The 16,571-nt window shown below is 42.2% G+C and carries 15 protein-coding genes; 12 read left to right on the top strand and 3 right to left on the bottom strand.

Annotated features, from left to right (window positions below):
• The first annotated feature begins 12 nt into the window (after positions 1-12).
• Together ACSSTM_RS09615 and ACSSTM_RS09610 are read left to right on the top strand one after the other, a co-directional pair.
• Positions 13-882, top strand: a complete 870-nt coding sequence (locus ACSSTM_RS09615; RefSeq protein ID WP_034664026.1) for an SDR family oxidoreductase — start codon at positions 13-15, stop codon at positions 880-882.
• Positions 883-1,175: 293 nt separating this feature from the next.
• Positions 1,176-1,598 carry a pyridoxamine 5'-phosphate oxidase family protein gene (locus tag ACSSTM_RS09610; RefSeq protein WP_095285975.1) on the top strand — a complete coding sequence of 141 codons (423 nt, stop codon included), beginning with the start codon at positions 1,176-1,178 and terminating at the stop codon, positions 1,596-1,598.
• Between the two features lie 479 nt (positions 1,599-2,077).
• Here ACSSTM_RS09610 and ACSSTM_RS09605 read toward each other — a convergent pair whose 3' ends face one another.
• Positions 2,078-2,260 carry a hypothetical protein gene (locus tag ACSSTM_RS09605; protein ID WP_095285977.1) on the bottom strand — a complete coding sequence of 61 codons (183 nt, stop codon included), beginning with the start codon at positions 2,258-2,260 and terminating at the stop codon, positions 2,078-2,080.
• Between the two features lie 390 nt (positions 2,261-2,650).
• Here ACSSTM_RS09605 and ACSSTM_RS09600 point away from each other — a divergent pair, with 390 nt between their 5' ends.
• Together ACSSTM_RS09600 and ACSSTM_RS09595 are read left to right on the top strand one after the other, a co-directional pair.
• Entirely contained in the window at positions 2,651-4,546 is a 1,896-nt protein-coding gene (locus ACSSTM_RS09600) for a hypothetical protein (RefSeq protein WP_437404150.1), read from the top strand.
• A complete protein-coding gene (locus ACSSTM_RS09595; protein WP_437404149.1) occupies positions 4,524-4,889 on the top strand; it encodes a hypothetical protein in 366 nt (121 codons plus the stop codon). Before ACSSTM_RS09600 ends, ACSSTM_RS09595 begins: the two co-directional genes overlap by 23 nt.
• 177 nt (positions 4,890-5,066) lie before the next feature.
• Here the strand turns inward: ACSSTM_RS09595 and ACSSTM_RS09590 are convergent, their stop codons facing one another.
• Both ACSSTM_RS09590 and ACSSTM_RS09585 read right to left on the bottom strand, forming a co-directional pair.
• Positions 5,067-5,363 (bottom strand): DUF3817 domain-containing protein, encoded by a 297-nt coding sequence (locus ACSSTM_RS09590; RefSeq protein WP_034664017.1) that lies wholly within the window; start codon positions 5,361-5,363, stop codon positions 5,067-5,069.
• A gap of 136 nt (positions 5,364-5,499) precedes the next feature.
• Positions 5,500-6,174 (bottom strand): GntR family transcriptional regulator, encoded by a 675-nt coding sequence (locus tag ACSSTM_RS09585; protein ID WP_034664015.1) that lies wholly within the window; start codon positions 6,172-6,174, stop codon positions 5,500-5,502.
• A gap of 154 nt (positions 6,175-6,328) precedes the next feature.
• Between ACSSTM_RS09585 and ACSSTM_RS09580 the strand changes: the two genes are divergently transcribed.
• The 8 genes from ACSSTM_RS09580 (at position 6,329) to ACSSTM_RS09545 (ending at position 16,570) form a co-directional block, all read left to right on the top strand.
• Positions 6,329-7,156: a helix-turn-helix domain-containing protein gene (locus tag ACSSTM_RS09580; protein ID WP_034664455.1), complete on the top strand. Its 828-nt coding sequence runs from the start codon at positions 6,329-6,331 to the stop codon at positions 7,154-7,156.
• A complete protein-coding gene (locus tag ACSSTM_RS09575) occupies positions 7,146-8,078 on the top strand; it encodes a DMT family transporter (RefSeq protein ID WP_095285978.1) in 933 nt (310 codons plus the stop codon). Before ACSSTM_RS09580 ends, ACSSTM_RS09575 begins: the two co-directional genes overlap by 11 nt.
• A gap of 99 nt (positions 8,079-8,177) precedes the next feature.
• Positions 8,178-9,233 carry a tartrate dehydrogenase gene (locus ACSSTM_RS09570; RefSeq protein WP_095285979.1) on the top strand — a complete coding sequence of 352 codons (1,056 nt, stop codon included), beginning with the start codon at positions 8,178-8,180 and terminating at the stop codon, positions 9,231-9,233.
• 72 nt (positions 9,234-9,305) lie between these two features.
• Entirely contained in the window at positions 9,306-11,492 is a 2,187-nt protein-coding gene (locus ACSSTM_RS09565; protein ID WP_095285980.1) for a DNA topoisomerase III, read from the top strand.
• Between the two features lie 197 nt (positions 11,493-11,689).
• A complete protein-coding gene (locus tag ACSSTM_RS09560; RefSeq protein ID WP_095285981.1) occupies positions 11,690-12,772 on the top strand; it encodes a glycosyl hydrolase family 8 in 1,083 nt (360 codons plus the stop codon).
• On the top strand, positions 12,753-13,604 hold the full coding sequence (locus ACSSTM_RS09555) for a GGDEF domain-containing protein (protein WP_095285982.1): 852 nt from the start codon (positions 12,753-12,755) through the stop codon (positions 13,602-13,604). The genes ACSSTM_RS09560 and ACSSTM_RS09555 overlap by 20 nt, the downstream gene beginning before the upstream one ends.
• Positions 13,594-15,309: a DUF2334 domain-containing protein gene (locus ACSSTM_RS09550; RefSeq protein WP_034664005.1), complete on the top strand. Its 1,716-nt coding sequence runs from the start codon at positions 13,594-13,596 to the stop codon at positions 15,307-15,309. Before ACSSTM_RS09555 ends, ACSSTM_RS09550 begins: the two co-directional genes overlap by 11 nt.
• A 37-nt stretch (positions 15,310-15,346) precedes the next feature.
• Positions 15,347-16,570, top strand: a complete 1,224-nt coding sequence (locus ACSSTM_RS09545) for a glycosyltransferase family 2 protein (RefSeq protein WP_392387702.1) — start codon at positions 15,347-15,349, stop codon at positions 16,568-16,570.
• Position 16,571 lies beyond the last annotated feature (1 nt).

The raw sequence follows: 16,571 nt of genomic DNA, 5'->3' as shown, positions 1-16,571 counted from the left end.
AGGAGCTTACACATGGATTTACGTGAATACTTAACAAATGGCATTCCGCGCCAAACACAGGATCAGCAGCCAGGCAGTGAAAGAGAAATGAATCCTGCGCCGATCTTTGAGGATGAATCATATCAAGGGTCTGGCAAGCTCAAAGGGAAAGTCGCACTGATTACAGGCGGAGATAGTGGAATTGGACGTGCTGTATCTGTTGCCTATGCAAAAGAAGGTGCACACGTCGCCATTGTGTACTTAAATGAACATGAGGATGCAAAGGATACGCAAAAGCGCGTAGAACAGGAAGGCGTTAAATGTTTAACGATTGCAGGAGATGTCGGTGACGAAGCCTTTTGCGAGAAAGCGGTAGAAAAAACAGTTGAAGCCTTTGGGCAATTAGATATTTTAGTGAATAATGCGGCTGAACAGCATCCGAAAGAACGGATTCAAGATATTTCTAGTGAACAGCTTCACCAAACTTTTAGAACCAACTTCTATTCTTATTTTTATTTTACGAAGAAAGCACTGGATTACTTAAAACCGGGAAGTACAATTATTAATACAACATCCATTAACCCATATCGAGGCAACAAAGTGCTGATTGATTATACGGCGACAAAAGGGGCCATCAACGGCTTTACGCGTTCTATGGCACAGTCGCTTGTGAAAGATGGGATTCGGGTGAACGGTGTAGCGCCAGGTCCAATTTGGACGCCGCTCATTCCATCTACATTTGATGAGGATAGTGTGGAAAGCTTCGGGGCAGAAACCCCAATGGGAAGACCAGGACAGCCTGTAGAGCATGTCGGCTGCTATGTGCTGCTTGCTTCTGACGAATCGTCTTATATGACAGGACAAACACTTCACGTCAACGGCGGTTCCTTTATGAATACATGATCAATAGCGCCACCGCCCAGCATTGATTGGGCGGTGTGTTTAGTATTTCTTGCGATTCTTCTGCACAGATAAGACAGACCATACGATAATGCCCACTACAACTGCCGCAATGACAAGTGAACTTAAATGGAACATCGTTTCATGATGCATGTTCAACTTCTCCCTTCATTGAGCCTCTTTTCTATAGCATCAGCCAGAAGATCTCTTTTTATGAAAAACACATTTCTTTGTTTAATGAATGGATTGTCGTGGAAACCTAAGAGTACGGATGAAATTTGAAGGAGTGAAACGATATGTCACAAGAAGAATTAAAACAAAAGGTACTCAACCTATTAGATGAACAAAAGGTCGGAACACTGGCGACCGTTGAACAGGATAAGCCGCATACCCGCTACATGACTTTTTTCCATGAAGGGCTGACATTATATACACCAACGAGCAAAGAAACACATAAAGCAGACGAAATTGAAAAAAACCCGAATGTCCATATTCTCATTGGTTATTCAGGTGAAGGATTCGGTGACACGTATGCAGAAATCGCAGGTACCGCAACATTAACCGATGATCCAGAACTGATCGACTGCCTTTGGTCTGAGGAGATGGAGAAATGGTTTAAAGGAAAAGATGATCCGAATCTAGTGATTCTGAAGATTGATCCAACCTCCATTCGTTACATGAATGAAGGAAGCCGTACGCCGGCAGAATTATCACTTTAACACTTGCGTAAGCTGGGGGTATGTGTTATAGTTTTATATTAAGTGTTGAAATAAGCAAATAAATAAAGAAAGTAAACTTTCTTTTTTCTATGACATAATGAGAAGCAATAGAGCTTCTACTTGATAAGAACGAGACGCTGTCAAAGCGAACAACTTATTCTTTTCCTTCTGCACCCGCCCCCTATAAAAGCGGAAGAGTGGAAAAAAGACGTTTTGATTTACAATTCACACTGGCACGGCTTCGGAGCCGTAAGGACGAATGAGAGGTAGGGCTTTCGTTGTCTTGTTATCCAGAACTTCCATGGCGTTTACTTTCAAACGTAGGTTCACTCGGAACACATATGACACACTGATATGATCGAATCTTAATTCATACACTCCGTAACGGAGATCACACATTGATTATTTATTTGCATGAAAAGAGCAAGGAAAAGGCTGCCATCTATTTGGCAGCCTTTTTCATTGAGTTAATTTCATGATCACTCACTTCTTCCTTTCTTCTGATAACGCCAAATCCGCCCGATAAAAAAGAACATCACCGCAAACAAAATAGAAAAGACGAACATGTCCAAGAGTGTCACGCCTCTATTTGGGTGCACGATGCCAAACCAAACCCATTGCAGAACAAAAGAGATAGCAAAATAACTGATGGATTCTTTCATGATTTTCCCCATTTCATTTATTTTTTTGACCTTTTATCCACAACATCCAAATGAAGAAAGAACCAATCACGCACGAGCACAACGTAACAGGCGGCAAGGTATGCCAGCTAGTCAGCCCCTTTACAAAACACATATAAAAAAAGAAAATGGAAATGGATACAAGCACCCATTGCTTGAACCAACGAGGAACACGCAGCCAAGCCGCTAGAAAGTAGAAGATAGCTTATCCAATGAGAAAAACTCCTTTTTTGAATCTGATTGGATTTTATCGCAAACAACGAAGTTTGTAAAATATGGAACTGGAAGGCTGGAATGGTATTCTTCTAGCATAGAACATTTTCGCTGCACTGACGTATAAGATAAAGGAACCTCATGAAAGGAAGCGATCAAGTGAAAAGAATACCAGTGATTTTTCTACGATATATTGTCTTCTTTATTCCAGCTATCATTATCAGTTTCATGGTGTGGAACCATTACCAAGATGATTTGTCAGCAGGGAAAGTGACAGAATATGATGTCAAACGAATGTTTACATTTGATGAAGGAAAACGAGTGGTGAGTGCTGTATCAAAAGACCAGCAGCTTCATTTTGGTATGTATGATCCTCAATCAGGAAAAAGAATCAGTGATTGGACCACGGAAAGCGATCCGTTTAATGAAATGCGGCCATCCATTCAAGGTAACAATCTCTTACTTGCTTTAAAAAATAAAGAGGGGCAGCTGGTGATCGAGAAGCTGTCTCCAAGCGGAGAAAAGAAAGAGCTCGTTAAGCAAAATTTACAGATACCCTCGTTTTTAAAAACGAATACATATCAATGGAATGGACGGCTTGTGTTTACAGGAGAAATGGAAGGCGCCGCTGCGGTCCTCGGTGAGCTAAAGAATGGTCAGTTTCATGTACACAACCTCAACGAGCTAAAACTGCCAGCAAGGCCAGTCTCTATGGATGTCGTCATGAATTCCTTTAGAGGACAGACTCCTATTCCTATATTTGAATTGACTTTAAAAAATGACCAGAAAGCATATGTCAGCGGAGTCTCAAACGATAAGCATCAGCTTGGGGTCTATGTCTCCAAAAACGCTGAACCGTTTAGCCTCATTGAAGATAAAGTGGAAAAGCAGCTGGAAAAAACGATCGGAACATCCCAAAACTTTGCAGTCGCTGTCGAATCTAACTATCCAAAAAGACCAAGGAAAGTGAATGCAGAGGGAAGGCTTGGGGAAGCCCTCCCAACACCAAAACCGATTTATCAAACCTTTATCTACCAGCTTAATGAAGAAGAAGTTCTTCTTGTAGGCTCTACAGCAAAGGACGAAGCAAAAGGCAAGCTGACTGGTTATATTTATAACCACCGCACGAATAAGACGACGTCTGTCAGCAAGCTTTTTCAGTCGTTTTCATATGAAACTTTACAAAGAGAAGGACTCTCTTTCAATAAAAATGTGAAAAGCGATTGGATCTATTATTCATTCGAAAATCAATTAACGGGTGCATTTGAGACGAAAAGCAAACAGCTAAAGGAATTTCCTCTGCAAAAAGTCATCTCAATCGAAAACGCAAGTCCTGCTCACCAAACGTCTGTTGACACCTTTATGCAATATGTCATGAAAGGCGGACCGCTCATTCTCAACTGGGCGATATGGCTGTTTATTCCACTGCTGTTATTTGTGCTAGCCATCTTCCTGCCGCCGATTTTGAGACTGGTGAGAAAGAACAAGATCAAGGACAGTATCACATTAGAAGCCAATATTGTATCTGTCAAAGAAACGGGTACCTACATCAACGAACAGCCGCTTGTCAAAATGCAGCTGCAATTTCAATATGATGGGGAAAACATCGAGAAGACAGTTAAAACGGTTGTATCCTATACCCAGATACCACAGCCGGGTCAGCGTATCGCCATTCTCTACAATCCGAAGAAGAAAAAGGCGCTGCTCTTAAAAGAGGGGAACTTCTCACAGACAAGTGAGCCAAAGTTCATCAAAGGCGCTGTTTTAAGAAATATAGAATCATGTGGAACCGTAGGACGAGGCACTGTCTTATCGCTTACATTTGAAGCAGATCAGAAAAGGTATACCATTCCGATGATTCAAGCCGCTGGTTTTGAATTTAGAACAGGAGAAAAAGCCGACCTCGTCGACATCAACGGTCAGCTGAAAATGGCAGCCTATGCCCATGAAGTGCGGAATCGATCGGGGAAAGACGTGACATTAACAGGAACCATCCAGCGGGTGAAGCAATATCCAGTCACGGAAACCTATTATGCTGGATGTGACGGTTTCTAGCGGAGATCAGTCCATCACAAAAACGGTCAGTCAATTCATCCCTGACCATATGGAGGTCGCGCCAGGAACTCAAATCACGATGCAGACAAAACAAGAAGAGTTGGATAAAGAAATCAGTCTCATGCAAGAGAAACAAGGAAGTGCAAAAGTGACCCATGTCGCATTTTCTGGTGTCATCGGCAATCAGCCGTTAGCGATCATTCAGATTGAGAGAGATGGCGTGATGTATGAAGTGAAGCAGCCAATCGATCCAATCACTAGCGTACTGCCGGGTGATGAATTATGGGTTGCATATCACGAAATGACACGTCAAGCAGCCATTGTGAAATATGCATCAATTTAAAAAATACTTCAGCGTGTAGACAAACCCTCGCATTCGGTGTCAGTCCTGCGTGCTGGTGCTCACGAATGTCAAATTCGCTCCGCGCCAGTACTCGTCCTTCCTAGGGCTGCAAAGGTTTTCTATCACGCTGAAAAGGAGAAAAAGGGCTAAAACGAAATTCGTTTTAGCCCTTTTTGATTAAGCTTTTGTATCATACTGGCGGAGCACCTTATCATAGGCGAAGTTGCCGAAAGGAATGAACGCCGCAAAAAAACCAGCGATGGACCATTTCAAATGCCAGCGAACTTTAAAAGTCACATATGCCAAAACAAGCATATAGATGACAAACAATGCGCCATGAAGAGAGCCTACAATGGTGACTGCCATCGGAATATCCGCAAAATATTTCAGAGGCATGGCAATTAAAAGAAGGGTTAAAAGAGACATACCCTCAATAAAACCCGCCTGTCGAAGACGGCTAATACTTGTATGCATATACAAATCCTCCTGTATAAGAGCTAGTTTCTCATCTTCTAATATAAACGAAAGATCGTCTGGACATGCTGAAATCTACGAAAAATTCAAAATATGTTCATGTAATGCTTAAAAAATGGAAAAAAGGAAAAATCACTTAATCCTTATTTGTTTCAGAGAGTACTTGCTTTAAGTGCATCACATCATGTAACAAATGATTCGTCATCGCTTGAACGGCTTCTGTGGAGCGGCGCTCTTTCATTTCAGAATAAATGGCCGCATGCTCTTTTTGAATCGTCTCAGCACGCGCTCCGCCGCTAAAATGAAAGATACGGCAAAAATGAATGAGTGCATTCACATGATTCAATTGTTTACATAAGCGGTGATTGTGACTCGCTAGAATAATTTTTTGATGAAAGGCTTCATGTAACTGGACGATCTCTTTAGATGGCAGCTGCTGCTTGATTGCTTCGTCTGCCTGCGTGAGGACCTGCTCAATATCATCAAGCTCTCTTTGCGCGGCTTCCTTGCATGCAAGCTCAACAGCTAGCGTTTCTAGGGCGGTTCGAACTTGATAAAGCTCCTCGACATCTTTTTCCGTTAACGTATAGACAGAGTAGCCTGACCGATGATCAGCGATCAAGAGCTCATCTTTTTCTAAAAGCCTCATCGCCTCTCTAACCGGTGATCGGCTTACACCAAATTGTTTGGCAAGCTGTGTCTCATTGATGCGTTCCCCTGGCTGAAACTGCCCATCAAATATCATTTGCTTCAGCTGTTCATAAAATTGCATATGGTATGGTGCTGGTCTTTCCATCTCGAATGAATTCATCCCGTCATTCCCTCATTTACACATCATCTTTTGTCTCATGTTATCCAAGTTTTTCCCTCTAGGCAAGCCTGCATCGGAAAAGTCAATATCGTACAATTCAAGAGAAAAAGGGTGTGCTACACTAATGATCAGTTCAGTGAAAGAGGGGATCGACATGAAAACACAAGAAGAACGAACGGTACATTTTGATCAGGACTTGCAAATAGAGGCGTATCGCTTTCATGGCATCATGCAAAAGTTCCCGAATCATTTTCATACATACTATGTGATTGGATTTATTGAGGACGGTCAAAGACGTTTGATCTGCCAAAATGAAGAATACATCATTGAAAAGGGAGACATCCTTCTTTTCAATCCATATGACAATCACGCATGCGAGCAGATTGATCACAGGACACTAGATTATCGTTGTTTAAATATAGAAGCAGATGTCATAGAGAAAATGTTTCAGCACAAGCCGCATTTTAAAGCCCCTGTGTTTTCACAAAGTGAACTGACAAAGCCATTATATGATCTTCATCAAATGATCACAGAAGAAGCTCCAGCTTTGAATAAACAGGAAACGTTTTATTTCTTTATGAAGCAGCTGATTGAAGCCTATGCTGATACATCAGAGGAAAAAGCGTCAGCAGCGCATGCCGCCGAACAGAAAGTCCAAGATGTACAGCAATATATTGAAACATACCGCACGGAAAATATATCGTTGGACGACTTAGGAGAGCTTGTGTCCATGAACAAATACTCTCTTCTGCGTGCTTTTACAAAGTACAGAGGGATCACGCCATATCGTTATTTACAGACAGTGAGAGTGAATTATGCGAAAGAACTTCTCTCACGAGGAGTAAAGCCTGTAGATGCGGCAGTCTCCGCTGGTTTTTCTGATCAAAGTCACTTGAGTCATTTCTTTTCAGAATTTATTGGGCTCACCCCAGGGCAATATCAGCAAATTTTTGCAAAGCAGGTAACAGCAGATGAAAAATAAACAGCTGCTTGGTCATCTAGCGGTCATGTTCACTATTTTTCTATGGGGCTCGACCTTTATCTCAACCAAAATATTGTTAACGGCTTTTTCTCCAACAGAAATATTATTTTTTCGCTTTTTTATTGGATATCTGGCTCTGATGATGATCTACCCGGTCACCATGAAGGTGCAGCGTAAAAAGCATGAAGCGATGTTTGCGCTCGCAGGATTATGCGGTGTGGTCTTATACTATTTTTTAGAAAATGTCGCACTCACCTATACGTTCGCTTCGAATGCAGGTGTCATCAGCTCAGTTGTACCATTCTTCTCATTTTTATTGGCTTATTTTTTATTGAAAGATGAGCCTTTGCACCGCCGGTTTTTCATAGGCTTTTTCATCGCGATGACAGGAATTGTACTGATTAGCTTTAATGGAATGACGACGTTCCAATTGAATCCAATCGGTGATGCGCTAGCATTAACGGCGACCATTGTCTGGGCCTTCTATTCTATTTTATCGAAAATGATCAACCAATATGGATACCATATCATTCAAGTGACGAGGCGTGTCTTTTTTTACGGCTTGCTTTGGATGCTTCCCCTGATCTGGTATTTTAAGATTCGTTTAGACTGGGAGCGATTGACGAACCCGTCGTTTGCCTTTCACTTGCTGTTTTTAGGCCTGTTCGCATCTGCCATTTGTTTTCTAACATGGAGCTTTTCGGTGAAAACGCTCGGTGTGGTGAAATCGAGTGTGTATATTTATGGCGTTCCTATTATTACAATGGTCATTTCAATGATCGTTCTTCATGAGAGATTGACCCTCATGTCTGTACTTGGAACGGCACTGACCTTAGGAGGACTGCTGCTTTCAGATAAAAAAGATGCGGGGAGGAAGAAACAGAAACCCTCGATGCTTTTCCAGGATAAACAGGCGCTTTGATCAAAAAAGCGTCTTTTGTCCATTGAAAGAACGTGGACGCTCTAGTAAACTCAAATTTAAACGGTCGACGGTCGACCGATGATAAAGGGGGAGAAATGAATGAAGCATGTTTCAATTGCGGCGATACCAGGTGACGGGGTTGGGAAGGAAGTTGTACCTGAAGCCATACGAGTATTGAAAGCGGTGTCAGAAGTACATGGCGGTCTGTCTTTTACCTTTCAGGATTTTCCGTGGAGCTGTGAATATTATTTAGAGCATGGCGAGATGATGCCAAAGAATGGATTACATCAACTGAAAGCCTTTGACAGCATTTTCTTAGGGGCTGTCGGAGATGCCAATTTAGTGCCGGATCACGTATCGCTTTGGGGATTGCTCATTAAGATTAGACGTGAATTTGAGCAGGTGATTAACGTTAGACCTGCAAAACAGCTGAATGGTATACGTTCACCGCTTGCTCAGCCAAAGGATTTCGACCTTCTAGTTGTCAGAGAAAACGGTGAAGGTGAATATAGTGAAATTGGAGGCCGTATTTATCAAGGAGAAGATCAGCTTGCTGTTCAAAATGCGGTGTTCTCAAGAAAAGGGACAGAGCGTGCGATGCGTTTTGCCTTTCAATTAGCAGAAAAAAGGCGAAAGCATGTGACGAGTGCAACAAAATCAAATGGCATCGTTCATACCATGCCTTTTTGGGATGAAGTGTTTCAAGACGTAGCAAAGGATTATCCAGAGGTGGCAGCAGACTCTCAGCACATTGATGCGCTCTCAGCCTTCTTTGTAACAAGACCAGAAAAATTCGATGTGATTGTGGCCAGTAATTTGTTTGGTGATATTTTGACAGACCTTGGGGCAGCCATTATGGGAAGTATTGGCGTAGCGCCTGCCGCCAACATCAATGTAAATGGCAAGTACCCATCCATGTTTGAGCCTGTACACGGATCAGCCCCAGACATTGCAGGAAAAGGAATCGCCAACCCAATCGGTCAAATTTGGACTGCTAAGCTGATGCTTGATCATTTCGGAGAAGAAGAGCTGGGTACGCACCTTCTCAGCACCATCGAATCAGTCACAGCAGACGGCTTTTTAACAGCGGACATCGGCGGATCCTATCAAACACAAGAAGTCACAAACGAAATCATCAAACGATTGAAGAAATAATCCGTCATTAGAACCGCATCTCTACGTCTGCTATAATAAAAGGATGGATAGAAGAAAGAGATGTGAAATCTAGTGTCAAAAACAGTTGTATTAGCAGAGAAACCTTCGGTCGGACGTGATCTTGCACGTGTGCTGAAGTGTCATAAAAAAGGAAATGGCTTTTTAGAAGGAGATCAATACATTGTGACGTGGGCGCTTGGCCATTTGGTCACACTGGCTGATCCAGAAGGCTACGGAAAAGAATTTCAATCCTGGCGTTTAGAGGATTTACCGATCATTCCAGAGCCGCTTAAGCTTGTGGTGATGAAAAAGACAGGCAAACAATTCCAAGCAGTGAAAGCGCAGCTTGCGAGAAAAGATGTCAAAGACATTGTCATTGCAACAGATGCTGGACGTGAAGGGGAGCTTGTCGCAAGATGGATTCTTGAAAAAGCACATGTGAAAAAGCCCTTGAAACGACTATGGATCTCATCTGTCACGGACAAAGCCATTCAAGAAGGCTTCAAACGATTAAAAGACGGCAGAGAATACGATAACCTGTATCGCTCGGCAGTTGCACGTGCAGAAGCAGACTGGATTGTCGGCATCAACGCAACAAGAGCGCTGACAACCAAGTTCAATGCACAGCTTTCCTGCGGACGGGTGCAAACACCAACGATTGCCATGATCGCCAAACGAGAAGAAGACATTCAGCAATTTCAGCCGAAGCCGTTCTATGGATTGACTGCACAAGTAGATGGACTGACTTTGACCTGGCAGGATGCTAAAACAAAGCAAAACCGTACCTTCCAAGAGAATGTGATCAAAGAGCGCGTGGCAGCATGCGAAGGAAAACCAGCAGTGGTTGATGCGTTGAAAAAAACAGCGAAAAAAGCTTTTGCGCCGGGCCTGTACGATCTGACTGAATTGCAGCGTGATGCGCATAAACGCTATGGCTTCTCAGCAAAAGAAACATTATCTACACTTCAGCGATTGTATGAGCAGCATAAGCTCGTGACATATCCACGTACAGATTCAAGGTTTATTTCAGCGGATATCGTTCCCACATTAAAAGACCGATTAAAAGGAATGAACGTCAGACCATACGCGCAGCATGTGAACCGGATTTTACAATCAGGTGTAAAAGCGCACAAAGGCTTCGTCAATGATGCAAAAGTGTCAGATCACCATGCGATCATTCCAACCGAGGAAGAGCTGTATCCAGGTGCATTAAGTGATAAAGAGCGTAAATTATATGACCTTATTGCCAAACGATTCCTTGCGGTACTCATGAATCCTTTTGAGTACGAAGAAACAACGGTTATCGCCAAAATAGGCAGTGAAACGTTCACAGCAAAAGGGAAAATCGTGCAATCAGCTGGCTGGAAAGCCGTGTACGATGATTCCTATGAAGAAGAGGAATCAGCCGAGGTGGATCAACATTTGCCGCTGCTTTCAGAAGGACAGTCACTAGACGTACGACAGCTGAAAGAAACAAGAGGAGAAACGAAACCTCCTGCACGTTTTAATGAAGCGACCCTATTATCTGCCATGGAAAACCCAGCGGCATTTATGCAGAAAGAGGAAAAAGACTTAGTGAAAACCCTTGGTGAAACAGGTGGTCTAGGGACAGTAGCAACAAGAGCAGATATTATTGAAAAGCTGTTCAATAGCTTCCTAATCGAGAAAAAGGGCAAAGACATCTTCATCACATCGAAAGGAAAGCAGCTGCTCTCTTTAGTGCCTGAAGATTTAAAGTCTCCTGCGTTAACAGCGGAATGGGAACAAAAGCTTTCTAAAATCGCAAAAGGGCAATTGAAAGCTTCTCAATTCATGAGTGAAATGAAATTATATGCGAAACAAGCCGTATCTGAAATCAAACAGACGAACCAGACCTTTAAGCATGACAATGTCACTGGCACCCATTGCCCAGACTGCGGAAAACTCATGCTGAAAGTGAATGGAAAACATGGAACGATGCTTGTTTGCCAGGACCGGGAATGCGGCCATCGTAAAAATGTGGCGAAGAAAACAAACGCACGCTGCCCGAACTGTCATAAAAAGCTCGAGCTGCGCGGAGAAGGCGATGGCAAAATCTTTGCTTGTGTGTGCGGCCATAGAGAAAAACTGTCTGTCTTCGAAAAACGCAAATCTCAATCCAATCAAAAGAAAGCCAGTAAGCACGATGTGTCTAAATATTTGAAGAAACAAAAGAAAGTGGAAGAACCAATTAATAATGCACTAGCTGAACAATTAAAGAAACTAAAATTAGATCAATAGTTGTGTAAAAACCCGTGCGGAAACGCATGGGTTTTTCAGTGTTCTCAAGCATATCGACATATTATTTTTCTGAAAATGGGAATAAATATGCGAAAAGACTCGTAATTTGGTATAAAATATTTATTTAAATTTAAACAAAAACGCTCTATAATAAATCGTTAGATGCTTAGAGAACGGGGAGTTGAAAGGGGACACGAATGCATACACGCATATATCGTACAGCAATTGTTTTACTCATTGTCATTCTACTAGGCGGATGTACCTGGAAGCAGCAGAAAGAATCAGCTGATCCAGTATCGCCACAGCCTGTATTGCCTGGAGAATATTTTATCACTCACCACTTAATGACAGATCAAGGCTTGATTCGTACCTCTTTTGCAGAGCAGCACATCTACTTATCTGAATCACTCGGACTTTGGATGGATTATCTTGTTCGAAAAAAAGATCAAAATTTATTTGACCAACAGTTGGGTGTTCTACAAGATCAATTTTTACTAGACCATCATCTTCTCAGCTGGCAAATTGAATCTGAGCAAAAAAGTAAGGCCAATGCTTTAGTTGATGATTTACGTGTAGTGGCGGCACTTCAAAAGGCAAATCGTTTGTGGAAGAAGTCAGCGTATCAAACGACAGCAAAAGAAATCGCTCAAGCGTTAAAAGAAAAAAACATGTTCAAAGGCATATTGTCCGATTATTATGATGCATCAACAAATCGAACTTCACACACAATCACACTCTCTTATATAGACCCAAAAGCAATCAAAGAATTGGAATCCCTCAAAATATTCACGAAACAAATGACCAGTAACCAATTAGCCATTCTAAAACAAGCACCGAGAAAAAAAGGATTCTTTCCTAAATCCTATGACATAAAGAAAAAAACCTATTCGTTTGATCGAGAAATCAATATGATCGATCAACTCTATACGGCTCTACATGCCCATCATGCAAAGGTTAATACGTCTGCGATCATGAAATGGCTTAAAACGACTTTTAAACAAGAAGGAAAACTGTACGGGAGATATAAGCTGAGCACATTGCAGCCATCTGTGACGTATGAATCGCCTTCGGTATATGCACTCGTCATATTGTATGCCCTTAAACAAAACGAGCTTGAATTCGCAAAGGCTGTTTATCACCGCATGAAAGAATTACAAACCCAAGATCCTCTCAAGCCTTATTACGGAGGATATATGAACGAAAAAGACACACACTCATTTGATAACTTATTGCCTCTGATTGCAGAAAGGGAGCTTCTAAATGAATCGGTTGTTCAGTAACACGTATCGCTTGTACTATTCTCTGCTCCTCACGTTTGCAGGCCTTATTTTGTTTATGGGCTATCTCAACGTACAAGATGCGGAGAGCTTTATGATCATCGCACTGACATTTGTCGTGTTAGGCTGCGGTATTTTATTTGGTATCCTACCAGCATTAATTTTCACCTTGCTTATTTTGTTCTTTATAGGAAGCGCCATGTTCTTTACAGAGCTCGGTCATGAAAATCCCCTTTTTTCAAATCAAACATTGCAAGATGTAGTAATTTGGGGCGTAGCACTTCTTTTTTTCGCTATTTCAGCGGGAAGCTTGCATGAACGGATCAAGATGCTGCGTCACACCATTGAACAACAAAAGCAGGCCATCAAACAATTTGTGGCGATTGATTCGACCACAGGATTTGACAATGCTGAGCGGATGAAGCTCGAATTGTCCGAGGAAATGAAACGGGCAGAACGGTACAAACAGCCATTTGTCTTTATTCTTCTTCATATGAATTACGCAGCGGAATTCAAATCGTTATATGGAGAAAAAGAAATGCAGCACCTATTTCAGCAATTAAGTCTCAAGATCCGCGAAAGCGTAAGAGAAACCGATAAGAAATTTCGATTATCCGAAGATCGAATGGGCTTGCTGCTAACTCACACACCAGAAGAAAACGTGTCAGTTGTCCTTGATAAGCTAAAGAATAAACTGCAACCGCATGTCCTGTTAAACGGTCGTGAAGTGACCTTGACATTTCTTGTCTGTCATTTAACAAGCAGCTCGGATTATCGAACGCCAGAGCAATTTTTAGAAGAACTAGAAAAAGAGATGATGATGAATGAACTTTAATTCTTTGATGAAATGTTGTTTGATGATCGCGCTTTTTTCGATTCTTTCGTTTAAACACATGGCTTCAGCCGATGCTCTTGTCACGCAGCCAAATACCCTGATCGTTTATTCCACACAATCGGATGAAGTGACTCCAGCCGTTCATATGCTGGATCTACTCGCCGGTCATTTTTCTAAACAGACGACGATTGTATCCGATGAACATTTGGCTGAAAAGAGGATCAATGAATTTCAGCAAGTCATTTATCTCGGTGAAATAAAGAGAACCTTGCCAAAACAAACCATTCGTGCGATGAACGAATCACAGCAGGTCATCGCCATTGGATACAATGCGGAACAGCTTCGCCCATTCTCCAAGCTTACTTTTCACAAACAAGATCATACCAGTCAAATGAAACATACACATGATCAGACATACCGTCAGCTAGAGAGAAGTATCAGTGCGTTAACGGTTCGAGGGGCAGCCCTGCATAGTGAACTTTTATTGAAGAATCATCAAGCTGATCTGCCATTTGTGATTCAAACAAAAGAAGGTGCGGCATATATCGGAATCTTAGATGTCGTGCAGCACAACAAAATTCTTGCAGAAGTGCTAGAAAAATACATGCCTTCTTCTGTGCAAATGACGACAAAATACTTAATGCTCGGGAACATCAGTCCAGCAAGTGACGAGAAGAAGCTGCTTGAACTTGGACAATACGTATCCGCACGGCATATTCCTTTTCAGATCGCAGTGACTCCTGTTTGGATGGATCGAGAAACAGGTGATGAAGTCACACTGAGTGACCGCCCGAAGCTCGTGAATGTGTTAAAACAATTGCAAGGCAATGGAGCGAGTATCATTCTTCATGGCTTTAGCCGTACGTATCGAACGGAGGAATCTGGTCAGAGCTTTGAGTTCTGGGATGCAAAGTATGATCAGTCCATCACGTCAAATGATCCCAAAAAAACTGAGAAGAAACGGAGTAAAAGTCAGTTCCCAAATGAAAAAGACTTTAATGCTTATACCAGATCGAATCAGCAGCAAGAAACCGCCTATACAGAAGAAAAACTGACAAAGGGCATCGAGCTTCTTGCCCAGCAAGGTCTATATCCTCTTGCGTTCGAGGTGCCGCATGATGCCATATCTCAACAAGGTTATGAAGTGATTTCAAGGCATGTGTCAAGTCTATTTGGACAGGTGCAGCTGTCAGACCGCACTTGGAAAACAGTCGGTGCACCGCCGCTGGTGACGTCTCCTGCCATGTTACATGGAATGACCCTATATCCTCAGCGACCAGTAGAGACAGCGTCTGACCAAGAAGATTCAAATGTTTTAACTGAACAGACGATTCAATCCATGCAGCATCTTCAATCAGCCGCAATCGGACTGTCCTATGATGTAGAATCAGGAATAGCCGGATTACAGGAGCTGATAACACAGATGGAGGCAATCCCTTCTAGTGAATGGCTGGATTTAAAGAAAACAAAACAGACGGTCCAAACTGCACATGTAAAAATCCAAACATCAGGGAATGGACATATTCAAGTAGAGCAATCCGACATAGCCGAAACAAAAACAGTCAAACGAAGCGGCATAGAAAATATGCTGCGAATTCTTACAGTCGTGGTGATGCTATTTATTGCGGCATTTGCTTTATACACATTGTATTTAAGACTGACAATGAAAAAACGAATTTTTAAGGAGAGAAAATTAGGTGGCTGATGTCTTATTTTATCTTTCATTACTACTGATTTGGACTATGCTCCTATACCACATGTTTCTCATGCAGGGCGGCTTTCAGCATTACCTCACCTATGAAAAAGTGCTGCCTAAATGGACAAAACAAGGGAAAGAGCTGCCAACCGTCAGTATCCTGATTCCTGCTCATAATGAAGAAATTGTCATTCGGCAGACGTTAAAAGCGATGGTCCAGCTATCTTATCCTAAACACCTCCTTGAAATCATTGTGATTAATGACAATTCCTCTGATCGCACAGGAGATATTGTGCAATCATTCAGTGAGCAATATGATCATGTCCATATGATTGAAACGAAGCCGCCATTTGCAGGGAAGGGAAAATCTACTGCACTGAATGAAGGATTGAAGGCTTCGACAGGAGAAGTGATTTGCGTATACGATGCAGATAACATGCCGGAACAAAAGGCTGTCTATCATTTGGTTCTTGGGTTATTGAATGATCCAAAAGCAGGCGCCGTTGTCGGGAAATTCAGAGTGATCAATGCAGCCCAAAATTTGCTGACCAAATTTATTAATATTGAGACCATCTGCTTCCAATGGATGGCGCAGGGCGGGAGATGGAAGTGGTTTGGGATTGCGACAATACCAGGCACCAACTTCGCCATCCGCCGGCACATTTTAGAAGAACTCGGCGGCTGGGATGTCCAAGCTTTGGCCGAGGACACCGAATTAACGATCCGTGTGTATAACCTTGGGTATGTGATTCGATTTTTCCCAGCTGCGATCACATGGGAACAAGAGCCTGAGACATGGAAGGTCTGGTGGCGGCAAAGAACGCGCTGGGCTAGAGGTAATCAATATGTTGTACTCAAATTTTTAAGACAGTTTATGAAGCTGAAACGAAAACGAATGATTTTCGATTTGTTTTATTTCTTCTTTACGTATTTCTTATTTTTCTTCGGTGTTCTGCTCTCAAATGGCATCTTTATTGTGAACCTATTTGTTGACCTTCACTTATCTGTAGGGACTGTCGCACTGATCCTGTGGGGATTAGCCTTCTTCCTCTTTCTAACAGAAGTGATGATTACATTAAGTATTGAGAAAACAGAGCTCACCAAACAAAACATTCTCATTGTGGTCCTCATGTACTTCACCTATTCTCAAGTATGGATTGCGCTTGTCGTGTACTCCTTATGTGTAGAGGTGAAGAGCCGATTATTGAAACAAGAAGTGAAATGGTACAAAACGGAGCGTTACGATCAACAACAAAAGAAAAGCGGGTGAC

The sequence above is a fragment of the Bacillus sp. RK1064 genome, from assembly GCF_051488405.1.
In the GTDB taxonomy this organism is placed as follows: Bacteria; Bacillota; Bacilli; order Bacillales; family Bacillaceae; genus Bacillus.
This window is presented reverse-complemented; position numbering and strand designations above follow the sequence as displayed.

What these genes read in the sequence shown, in the direction of transcription:
- ACSSTM_RS09585 (WP_034664015.1), bottom strand. Translation starts at nt 6,174, where the DNA reads ATGAATTCATTCGAGATGGAAAGACCAGCACCATACCATATGCAATTT.
- ACSSTM_RS09615 (WP_034664026.1), top strand. Translation starts at nt 13, where the DNA reads ATGGATTTACGTGAATACTTAACAAATGGCATTCCGCGCCAAACACAG.
- ACSSTM_RS09545 (WP_392387702.1), top strand. Translation starts at nt 15,347, where the DNA reads ATGCTCCTATACCACATGTTTCTCATGCAGGGCGGCTTTCAGCATTAC.
- ACSSTM_RS09575 (WP_095285978.1), top strand. Translation starts at nt 7,146, where the DNA reads ATGAAAAATAAACAGCTGCTTGGTCATCTAGCGGTCATGTTCACTATT.
- ACSSTM_RS09580 (WP_034664455.1), top strand. Translation starts at nt 6,329, where the DNA reads ATGAAAACACAAGAAGAACGAACGGTACATTTTGATCAGGACTTGCAA.
- ACSSTM_RS09605 (WP_095285977.1), bottom strand. Translation starts at nt 2,260, where the DNA reads ATGAAAGAATCCATCAGTTATTTTGCTATCTCTTTTGTTCTGCAATGG.
- ACSSTM_RS09590 (WP_034664017.1), bottom strand. Translation starts at nt 5,363, where the DNA reads ATGCATACAAGTATTAGCCGTCTTCGACAGGCGGGTTTTATTGAGGGT.
- ACSSTM_RS09560 (WP_095285981.1), top strand. Translation starts at nt 11,690, where the DNA reads ATGCATACACGCATATATCGTACAGCAATTGTTTTACTCATTGTCATT.
- ACSSTM_RS09610 (WP_095285975.1), top strand. Translation starts at nt 1,176, where the DNA reads ATGTCACAAGAAGAATTAAAACAAAAGGTACTCAACCTATTAGATGAA.
- ACSSTM_RS09550 (WP_034664005.1), top strand. Translation starts at nt 13,594, where the DNA reads ATGAACTTTAATTCTTTGATGAAATGTTGTTTGATGATCGCGCTTTTT.
- ACSSTM_RS09570 (WP_095285979.1), top strand. Translation starts at nt 8,178, where the DNA reads ATGAAGCATGTTTCAATTGCGGCGATACCAGGTGACGGGGTTGGGAAG.
- ACSSTM_RS09555 (WP_095285982.1), top strand. Translation starts at nt 12,753, where the DNA reads ATGAATCGGTTGTTCAGTAACACGTATCGCTTGTACTATTCTCTGCTC.
- ACSSTM_RS09595 (WP_437404149.1), top strand. Translation starts at nt 4,524, where the DNA reads ATGCTGGATGTGACGGTTTCTAGCGGAGATCAGTCCATCACAAAAACG.